Consider the following 10,141-nt stretch of genomic DNA (forward strand, 5'->3'; position numbering starts at 1 on the left):
GCAGACAACCTCTCGCTACGCTTCGAGAACGTCTGCATCTCTCGGCGAGGCCTACTCTTTTATTGCACTTCGTTTTGTAACTTACAAAATGCTTATTGTTTAATAAAAAAGTGAAAAAGCCTTGTTGGAGTGATTTTTATTCGTTACTTTCGTGGCAAGAACGATAATCGTACAAACATGGATAATGACCTTAGAAACAATTACTGCGTCATTCTAGCCGGTGGGAAAGGTCGAAGACTGTGGCCTTGCAGTCGTGAGAAACTTCCCAAACAATTCATTGATTTCTTTGGAACCGGACAAACCCAATTACAACAAACATACGAACGCATATCCCATATATTCCCTTTAGACCATATTTTTGTCAATACGAATATAGAATATGTCGACTTTGTCAGAGAGCAATTGCCTCAATTGCCTCCTGATAATCTCATGGCTGAACCTATATGGCGTAATACTGCGCCCAGTGTAGCGTGGGCTGCACATCGCATAGCTCACATTAATCCCAATACCAACTTGCTGGTTACGCCGTCCGACCAGATTGTCTTTCGCGAAGAGTTGTACCGTAAGAATATCTTGGAAGGATTGGATTTTGTGAGCAAAAACAATAGTTTGCTCACCATGGGTATTCGTCCTACGCGTCCCGAACCGGGTTATGGCTACATCCAAGTGGGTAATCCTGCCGATATGGAGGATGTCTACGAAGTGAAGACTTTTACCGAAAAGCCCGACCGCGAGTTTGCTCGTATGTTCATGGAGAGTGGCGAATGGTATTGGAACACTGGTCTTTTTCTTTGCAATTTGCAATATCTGAGCGTATGTTTTTATAAATTTCTGCCTGCTGTGTTGAGTACGTTAGACGAAGCAAAACCCAATTTCACCATCGAAGAAGAAAACGAATTTATCAACGAGAACTTCCCGTCGTATCCTAATATATCTATTGATTACGGCATTTTGGAGAAATCCGACCGAGTTTGTGTGATGATGTGCGACTTCGGTTGGGCCGATCTTGGCACGTGGCATGGTATCTATGAGGCGATGCAGAAGAGTCAAGACGATAATGTAGTCATTTCTTCCGACGTGTTATTAGACGAAAGTCACGGTAATATCATCAAGCTGCCAGAAGGTAAACTTGCTGTCATCAACGGGCTCGACGGCTTCATCGTAGCCGAACAAGACAATGTTTTATTAATTTGTAAGAAAGAAGATTCATCGGCACTCATCCGTAAATACGTCAGCGAAGTGCAGATGAAAAAAGGCGACGAGTACGTATAGTTACTGTCCGCCCAACCGTTCAAAGTAAACAATCACTTCCTCCCACGTCTTAAACTCGTCGGTAGCGAAAGGTATCACCGTTCCCATGAAGTCATCCAACGGCTCTGTCGCAATGAAATAATCGCCATAAAGCAGTTGTCGTTGATTGGTGAATACGACGCGATCGTGGGCCGGTGTAGAGATATATTGCTCTGTCCAGTCCTGCATTTGTGTGATAGCTTCATGGTCGTTAGTAGGCGCTGAGGCCACAATATACACCGTATAATGCTCTATTAGGAAATCGTATGCCTTGTTAAAACTCGACTTCGGTTTGCCATACGAATCCTTCAGACATTCCTCACCTATATATATAATATTGCGTTCGCGTTTTTCCTGCCGGTCATCTATCCACCTTATCACGGGCAACACGCCACGCATAAAACTTCTATCCGTCATGCGATGTTCGCCATGGAAGTGGATGGCATGTCGATAATGGCTGCGAAAGAGGTCGAACGTATGCACCACCGGATCTTCATCACCGAACAACCCGTAGACACGTTCCTGTTCTTCGGGCGATACATGGGTAAAACATTGCCCCGTCACTTCGCGATATTCTTTCACCAAAGGCTTGTCTACGAAGAACTCCTGTACCCCGTCTTGGCGCGGATTTTGGAATATTTGCTTCCCCATCATGTTGTGGTCGTGCATGGTCTGTCCCATTTCGAAGGCCGGATTTACCAAGATACGGTCATAGCCAGTGAGCATTTCGGCATACATACCACCCATTGATGTACCGATAATCAAGTCGAGCTGCTGTTCTTCGCACACCTTTCTCAATAGTTCCATCGCCTCTTGTGGGTGGATAGGCAGGTCGTATGCCAACACCGTAGACTGTGGTAACGCCTCTTGAATGCGCTTCACCGTACCCGATTGTGCCGACGACCCGAAGCCATGCACATACAAAATCTTCTTACCAACCATCAAGTCGGGATATTGTCTGATATAGGGATTTTCCATTGTTTTACTCATATCGTCTGCCAAAATTAATCATTTTCCACGAGACTGCACCAAACGTAAGGGCATAAAAAAAGGACTCCGCCGAGTCCAAACCTTTGTTAACCTTAAATCTAATACTATGAAAAACACGATGCAAAGATAGGGGTAAACCCCTAAAAAACAAAGTAATCATTACAATTGTTTGCGATAACAGCCACTTTCTTGACTTATATCAAGAAGGTGGCTGTTCTTTATAAGAGGCCTGTCACACTTTATTTAGATTTCTTCCGAGCCTTTTCCAATCCCTTGTTCAGGAAATCCAAGTAGTGGGATATATCCTTATCGTAGCTATAAGAGCGCGTCAGAGGCATTCCTTTAGCATCGAGCAACACATAGAAAGGCTGCGTATTGGCGCCGAACTTACTGCGTTGCAGATAACTCCACTTCTCTCCTACATTGCGCAGAGTACGCTTTTTCCCGTTTTCTACCACTTCCATCGGTTCGGCCAACGGCTTTCTATCGTCTACATAGAGCGAGATGAGGATGTAATCTTTCTTGAGTTTGTCGGCCACCACAGGGTCTGTCCATACGGCCAATTCCATATTTCGGCAGTTTGTACAGCCGAATCCGGTAAAGTCTATCATCACCGGTTTGCCCTGAGCTGCCGCTGCTGCCATGCCTTCTTCGTAGTCGGTATATTGCGCGCGCACCTCGTTATGGTACAGATTGAAGTCTTGTGTGAACATAGGAGGGGCAAAAGCGCTCACAGCCTTCAATGGTGCGCCCCACAGACCGGGTACCATATACACGGCGAAAGAGAGCGAAACAAGTCCCAGCATGATGCAGGGAACGGGCATAGCTGTGCTCGTTTGGTCGTCGTGAGGGAACTTCAGTTTGCCTATCAAGTACAATCCCAGCAATCCAAAGATGACTATCCACAGCGAGAGGAACACTTCGCGGTCGAGCAGATGCCATCCGTAAGCCATGTCGGCTACCGAGAAGAACTTCAGCGAGAAGGCTAGTTCGATGAATCCCAATGTCACTTTGATGATGTTCATCCATCCGCCCGATTTCGGTGCTTTATTCAACCAAGTGGGGAAAAGGGCGAAGAGTGTGAACGGAAGTGCCAAAGCCAAGGCAAATCCGAACATGCCGATAGCCGGTCCAAGGATGTTTTTCGCGTTAGAAACTTCCACCAACAAGAAGCCGATAATCGGTCCGGTGCACGAGAACGACACCAATGCCAGCGTGAAAGCCATCAAGAAAATGCTTAGTATTCCGCTGGTGTTGCTGGCCTTGGAGTCTACACTATTGGTCCAAGATGAGGGCAACGTGAGTTCAAACCAGCCGAAGAACGACAGCGCAAACACCACGAGCATCAAGAAGAAGAAGATGTTGAATCCTGCATCGGTGGCCAGTGCGTTGAGTGATGAGGCTCCAAACAAGCCTGTCACAATGAGGCCGAGCGACAGATAAATCACAATAATGGATATACCATAGAGTACGGCATCGCGCACACCACGGCTTTTGTCGCCTGCACGCTTGAGGAAGAAACTCACCGTCATGGGGATGATGGGCCACACACAGGGTGTAAACAGTGCCAACAATCCGCCTACAAACCCCATGAAGAAGATATAGAACCATGATTGATGAGCGGTATCTCCATTTAGTTTCTTCAGTTCTTTGATAACCGGTTTCCACAAGTCGGCTTTCACGTTTGATACAGGTGCAGCCGCCACGATGCTGTCTGCTTTAGTCGATTCAGCTACCTGTACCTTGCTTGTAGAGTCGGCTTTCGGTTGATTGGCAGGCACTAAGGCTGCTACATCGGCTGTTTCCGGTGCATCGGCCGGCCCATTTCCTTTAATATGATAGTCTACTTGGGTTGGTGGCAGACAGTTTTGGTCGTTGCAAGCGCCGTATTCCAACGAGCCTTTTACCTCGTAGGTCTTGCCTGTAATCTTAAATTTCTGAACGAAAGTCACAGCGTGTTCAAAGTAACGCAGGTTCATTTCAAACAACTTGTCGAACGTACTGATTTCCTTACCACGCGCCTGTAGCTTTCCTATCTTTTGTACACCGACGGCTTTATCCACTGCCAATGAGGCCGATATGGGGCCGTCTGATGGCAAACCGGTGGAATAGACGTGCCAACCGGCATCTATCTTTCCGGTGAAGACAAGGTCTACCTCTGTGGGCGAAACTTGTTTCTGTTGCACCGAGAAGTGTACCGGCTCTTGTATCTGAGCATGTATGGCAAGAGTAAATATCGCTAGAAAGAGTGTCAGCCAAGCCGACTTCCAATGAGTATGATTCATAATTTGCTACTTGTTTTGAGTTATATACCAAGCGAGCCCATGCTATGTGAAACGCTCACCATTTATTTTGTCAAGTTGCAAAAATACACAAAATAAGTGATAATCGTGCCCGACATGCCGAAAACATATCACACCTATTCAGTTTAGAAAGTTACGTAAGGGCGCAATCGTTCTATGGTTGTAGAACTGAACGAGCGCAGATGGTGCAAATCGTCGATGCTTTTCAGTGCCCCTTTCAACCGTCGGAAGTCCATAATCTCGCGTGCTTGGTAGAAGTTGATATATGGATGGCGTCGCATTTGGTTCAATGTGAGCGTGTTCAGATTGAGTTTTTCTACTGCGCTGTCGTCCACTTTGAAATAACTTATGGCCTCTTCGGGGAATCCTTCTATCTCTCTAAGTTGTTCTGTATGTGCAAAACCGCCCAGTCTCCGCCCGTAGTTCATGATTTGGCGAGCATAATAACTCCCCACTCCCGGTACTCGTTTCAGCATCAATGTGTCTGCTATGTTAAGTATCACGTGTTCTCCCGGTTTTAGTTTCATGGGGTAATCATGGAGTAAAGTGTCGCGATTGGTCGATTTGCCTACTAATAGTGGCTTCCCATAAAACTTGTCGGCAGGCTGATAATCTTCACCTATTATAATATAAGGACGTAGCGATTCATATTGTCCTTTGGTCAAACCATAGAGCCGAGCAAAGTCTTCCGGCTGCCGATAGACACCGCCTTTGGCACGATAACGATAAATGGCACGCACTTGCCATGGCTGCAATCCAAGTCGAAGCAGCTGTGTGCTGTCGGCCGTATTGGGATCGAAGGCAAATCGTTCGGGAACTTGATGAGGCTGGGTATAATACTTTGCCGATGTAGACTGCTCCGTTTTTACTTCTTTGTGAGCCTTGACTATAGGTTGAAGGGGTTCCTCTTTATCCATCAACAGGTATGCGCCGAATGCCATCACCACGATGGTGAGAATCGTAAGAAACACCTTTCGGTCGGATTTTTGGAAATAGAAAAACTCTCGCCAGCGCATAGTTCATCAAATAAAGCCCAACTGATGGAGAAAAATAGCCAATATACAGAGCGGACAAACAAACCGAACGGCAAAGAGATAGATGCCGAAGAAGCGTGTGCTTACCGTTCCCCAATTGGTGAATTCGTCGTATATCAGCGTGCGTGGGACATACCATCCGAGGAATATACAAGTGAAAAATCCGATGACAGGGAGGAATATCTGTCCCGTCACAAAGTCGAAGATGTCGAATATCGACATGCTTCCTATCCTCAAGAAATCTACTCCGCCTAGCGACAACGAGCAGAAACTGCCCACGATGATGGTGGCTATAGTCACGATGGTAGCACCTTTTTTACGACTGATGTGCATCTCCTCGAAGCAGAAAGCCGTACTTACTTCGTGCAGGGAGATGAGGCTTGTCAATGCAGCCAACGCCAACAAGGCATAGAAGAAAAGTGATACAAGCCAACCTAATGCAGGAAATCCGACAAAAGCTTGGTTGAAGACGTTGGGTAGGGTGATGAAGATGAGAGCCGGACCACTATCGGGATTCACACCGACAGAGAATGCTGCGGGGAATATCATGAGCCCGGCTAGGATGGCAACGAGTGTGTCTACCGCTGCCACTTGCACCGATGAGCGCAGTAGATTGGTTCGTCGACTGAAGTAAGAGGCATAGGTACAGATGCAACCCATGCCGATACTGAGCGAGTAGAACGACTGTCCGAGGGCGCCAAGAAATACGTTTTGATCTACCTTGGAGAAGTCGAGATTCAACAAATAGTTGATTCCTTTACCGGCATCGGGCAACAGACAAGAGGCCACAACGATGACCAATAGCAAGATAAACAGCACCGGCATGAAGAGCTTCGAAACCTTCTCAATACCGCCTCGCACCCCATGAATGATGACGCCATGAGTCATGAGCAGGATAGCGACGGTCCAAAAGATAGGACGGATAGGCGATTGTTCGAAATCAGAGAAATATTGTGCCACCATCGTAGGATCACCTTTCAATTCTCCCATGATAGAGGCGTAGATGTATTGCAGGCACCATCCCGACACCACAGCATAGTAACCGGTAATCAGAAAGCCCGTGATGACGCCCATATACCCCACCAATCGCCACGCTGTACCATTACCAAGCTTGGTGTAAGCACGTGCCATATTTGAGGCACTGTGCCTACCAATGATGAATTCCGACAACATACAAGGAATGCCGAGCAGCAAGATACAACCTAGATAAATGATGATAAAGGCTGCGCCACCATTCTGTCCGGTCATATAGGGAAAGCGCCATACATTGCCCAAACCTACTGCCGAGCCGGCTGTAGCAAGGATAACGCCCAGCTTACTACCAAAGTTTACTCTTTCTTCAGACATGTTTATGTTTTCGTTAAATATATTGCAAATTTAATGATAATATTCTGATTTGGTAACAATCTGCCAACCTTTTGTTTGTTTGTGCCTTGAGTTTATAGAACTATTCTGAAGATTTTTTCTTTTCATATACTTCCTGTTCTTCATAGGTAGTGATGTGGAACAGCTTCATAAGTGGAGTACTTGTTAGTATTCTTCGTTTGTGTGGTCTCGCTTTCCGATGATTGGTGTTTCTGCCTAATGTATCGGCTAGTATAGAGAGTAGCCGATGTGCGACTATGTAACAGATACCCTTTGAACAAGAAAACTCTTAAGTAGCATCTGTAAGCTGATTTTTGTCTTTGTCGCGGAGCGACTATAGATGAATAACCGCGGACGAAGTCCGTGGAAAACGTATAATGCTCAAGAGTCAGTGCCGAAGGTACTGAATATGAATATCGTGTAAGGAGGGTGCGGAAGTCATCCGTATTGAGTACCTCTCGGCACTCATTTTCTTTGTCGATACTATTTCCCAGTGGTAATAAACCACCGGTTATTCGTCTTTAGTCGTTTCGCGACATATAGCTTTCTGTTTGTGTCTGTCTTTCTATTCCAACATATTCTATCCATGTAGAAGAGAGGTACTGTCCTATAAAAGTGTGTAAGCTCCTTTTTTCTTATCTTTGTATTTGTAAACTATAAAAAAGAAAAAACAATGGAACTTACATATTCGCAAATTTCGGAAATTCTTTCGAATTACACAAGTAGTAGTGAGGGTTTTGTTACCCTTCAGTCTTTAATCATGAACTTCGCTCCATGATTGAAAATAATCCCCAAAAGGAGTGAGTCTCTCAGATTTAATTTGTATCTTCGCCATGTCTATCGTCGGATTCTCTTGTTTTTTTTGCAACACTAAGAATAAGTGAAAATTCTGACATGGCAAAATCCTGAGCCACTCGGCTCTGCCGCTTGCCAAAGCAAGAGCTTTTTGTTGCTCAGGTACTTAAAAAGTTTAATTTATAATAGTGTTGCGGAATTAAGGTCATCCTCATTACAATCAATGAAAGAAAAATTTTTACGAACCATGCTTAAATTCGGAAACTTCATACTTGATGACTTTCCATTTATTGTTATTTTCACTTTGTGTTTAGTCTTTAACACGCTGAAAGATTCGTTATTTAATTGGGGGGGGGGGCTTCTAATTTAAAATATTACAGCCTGGCTATCTTGCTATCAGTCATATTTTCTTATATAGCAAGAAAACGTAAAGTTTTAAAAACCCTGTTTTATTTAATAATAATTTTTATATTTGCGGTTAACATGTTCCTTTGGCTGGTTTTTGGAACAACAATATCTCCTCTTATCTTCCAACTTGTTGCAGAAACCAACGGAAGAGAATCTGCCGAATTTATCAATGCTTTCGCATTTTCCAAAGGAGCTTTCATAACTTATATTTCTGTTATACTCCTCACAGCCTTTATCGTATTTATTGAAAAGAAATGGAAAAAGATAAAAGAAAAGGAATGGTTACAAAAAAAATATACAACCGCCATACTTGGCTGTCTTTCAGCTTTCTTGCTTCTAACAGGATTATACAACACTAAATTATATTATACGTTGTATAAATGTCAGACTTATATGGATTTTGAAAAATGGGTAAGAAAAAACCTTACATTCCCCATGGATTCGTTTACGTCGATTGTTTATTGCACTCATGCTCTCAACGCAACTAAAAATGAAATAAAAATAGCTGTAAATTTAGCCAAAGATACTTACCATCAGCCTGTAACTGATGAAATAAACGATTCTATAAATATTATTTACATACTTGGAGAATCTTTTATAAAAACACACGCCTCACTTTACGGATACAAACTGAAAACAACTCCTTTTATGGATGCAGAGCAGAAAAAAGGAAACCTTGTGGCTTTTAGTGATGTCGTTGCACCATTTAATTTGACGACCTTAGTAGAGAAAAATACATTTTGTTGTAATAGTTTGAGTGATGGCGAGGAATGGTATCAAACACCTTACTTCCCCATTCTATTTAAAAAAGCAGGTTATCAGGTTACAATGTGGGATATTCAAAGAGATTATGTCAAAAATGCTTTCTTTACGTTCTCGGTTAATTCTTTCATCTACAATAAAGAAATACAAAAGTACGCATACTCTTATACGTCTGATAAAAGTTTCTTGTACGATGGCGATTTAGTAGATGATTTCTTTAAGAGCAAAGCAAGCAGGTTAGGAAAGAAAAACCTTTTGATTTTTCATCTTTTAGGGCAACATATCGGTGCGAACGACAGGTATCCACATACCAAATATTTCTCTAAATTCTCTTACAAGGATATAAATCGCGATGAAAGCTATATGACAAAAGATAAAAAGCAAGAAATCGCAGAATATGATAACGCAACTTTATATAACGATTATGTCATTAAGAAGATAGCAGAAAGATATGCCGACAAAACCACCGTCATGATTTATTTCTCAGACCACGGAGAAGAAATATACGATTACAGGGATTCAAAAGGAAGAAAAAACGCAGGAAGTAGCGGAGTTACCCACAACTTAGTAAAGTATCAATACGAAGTGCCTTTTGTCATTTGGTTCTCAACTCCGTTTATGGAAAAATACCCAAATTTGGTTAAAAGCATAAGAGAATCAAAAGATAAACCATTCATGACTGACAATGTTTGTCAGATTTTATTCCACATTGTAGGAATGAAAACAAAATGGTATAAAGCAGATAGAGACCTGATAAGTCCACATTACGTTCCAAAAAAACGAATGATTGCAGATGTAGATTATGACAAGTATGTAAAAAACAGATAAAAGTATGGCAATATTAGAAACCTATAATACCTCTGCACCTAACGATGGAATTGTATCTTTTGGAACACTACTGTCTACCAATATACAGAAAGGCACAATGATATTGTTGAGGAGTCAAACGCATAGACATTGTTCGATATGAAGAAGTCCTTGACAACTCCACGTTTCTCTCTTGCTATGGAAACCATCTTGTCTGCAAACTCTTGGAATATCTTGACTTCGCGTATTTCATTAGTCTTGCTCAAATTGCTTCTACTAACATTCTTTCCAAAACCAAGATGGTGGAACGCTGACTTGAATGGAGTGATGGTCACAATAAGGTCTCGTAATCCCTCACGATTGGACAACTGACCAAATAGAAGAACC

General features: G+C 43.1%; 6 protein-coding genes and 2 pseudogenes. 3 read left to right on the plus strand and 5 right to left on the minus strand.

The window, feature by feature from the left end:
• Positions 1-177 precede the first annotated feature (177 nt).
• Complete coding sequence (locus tag AC1EK4_RS11575) at positions 178-1,272, plus strand: mannose-1-phosphate guanylyltransferase (RefSeq protein WP_480358368.1); 1,095 nt, start codon at positions 178-180, stop codon at positions 1,270-1,272.
• On the opposite strand, the gene AC1EK4_RS11580 is transcribed toward AC1EK4_RS11575, so the two are convergent.
• The 4 genes from AC1EK4_RS11580 to AC1EK4_RS11595 all read right to left on the minus strand — a co-directional run bounded on the left by AC1EK4_RS11580 (position 1,273) and on the right by AC1EK4_RS11595 (position 6,964).
• A complete protein-coding gene (locus AC1EK4_RS11580) occupies positions 1,273-2,268 on the minus strand; it encodes a YqiA/YcfP family alpha/beta fold hydrolase (RefSeq protein ID WP_480358366.1) in 996 nt (331 codons plus the stop codon). It abuts the gene before it with no gap.
• Between the two features lie 251 nt (positions 2,269-2,519).
• Positions 2,520-4,565 carry a protein-disulfide reductase DsbD family protein gene (locus tag AC1EK4_RS11585; protein ID WP_036897679.1) on the minus strand — a complete coding sequence of 682 codons (2,046 nt, stop codon included), beginning with the start codon at positions 4,563-4,565 and terminating at the stop codon, positions 2,520-2,522.
• A 143-nt stretch (positions 4,566-4,708) separates the two neighbouring features.
• Complete coding sequence (locus AC1EK4_RS11590; RefSeq protein ID WP_036897676.1) at positions 4,709-5,599, minus strand: ComEA family DNA-binding protein; 891 nt, start codon at positions 5,597-5,599, stop codon at positions 4,709-4,711.
• Between the two features lie 6 nt (positions 5,600-5,605).
• On the minus strand, positions 5,606-6,964 hold the full coding sequence (locus AC1EK4_RS11595; protein ID WP_062435274.1) for a sodium-dependent transporter: 1,359 nt from the start codon (positions 6,962-6,964) through the stop codon (positions 5,606-5,608).
• A 691-nt stretch (positions 6,965-7,655) separates the two neighbouring features.
• Between AC1EK4_RS11595 and AC1EK4_RS11600 the strand changes: the two are divergent.
• Positions 7,656-7,748: pseudogene (locus tag AC1EK4_RS11600) on the plus strand (transposase); the annotation flags it as partial.
• 374 nt (positions 7,749-8,122) lie between these two features.
• Complete coding sequence (locus AC1EK4_RS11605) at positions 8,123-9,775, plus strand: phosphoethanolamine transferase (RefSeq protein ID WP_480358367.1); 1,653 nt, start codon at positions 8,123-8,125, stop codon at positions 9,773-9,775.
• Positions 9,776-9,849: 74 nt separating this feature from the next.
• On the opposite strand, the pseudogene AC1EK4_RS11610 reads toward AC1EK4_RS11605, so the two are convergent.
• A pseudogene (locus tag AC1EK4_RS11610) lies at positions 9,850-10,141 on the minus strand (IS4 family transposase); the annotation flags it as partial.

Source organism: Prevotella sp. C0026C3 (genome assembly GCF_056590795.1).

Bases quoted from the DNA above. Each gene is read 5' to 3' on its own strand.
- AC1EK4_RS11590 (WP_036897676.1), bottom strand. From the start codon at position 5,599: ATGCGCTGGCGAGAGTTTTTCTATTTCCAAAAATCCGACCGAAAGGTG.
- AC1EK4_RS11585 (WP_036897679.1), bottom strand. From the start codon at position 4,565: ATGAATCATACTCATTGGAAGTCGGCTTGGCTGACACTCTTTCTAGCG.
- AC1EK4_RS11595 (WP_062435274.1), bottom strand. From the start codon at position 6,964: ATGTCTGAAGAAAGAGTAAACTTTGGTAGTAAGCTGGGCGTTATCCTT.
- AC1EK4_RS11580 (WP_480358366.1), bottom strand. From the start codon at position 2,268: ATGGAAAATCCCTATATCAGACAATATCCCGACTTGATGGTTGGTAAG.
- AC1EK4_RS11575 (WP_480358368.1), top strand. From the start codon at position 178: ATGGATAATGACCTTAGAAACAATTACTGCGTCATTCTAGCCGGTGGG.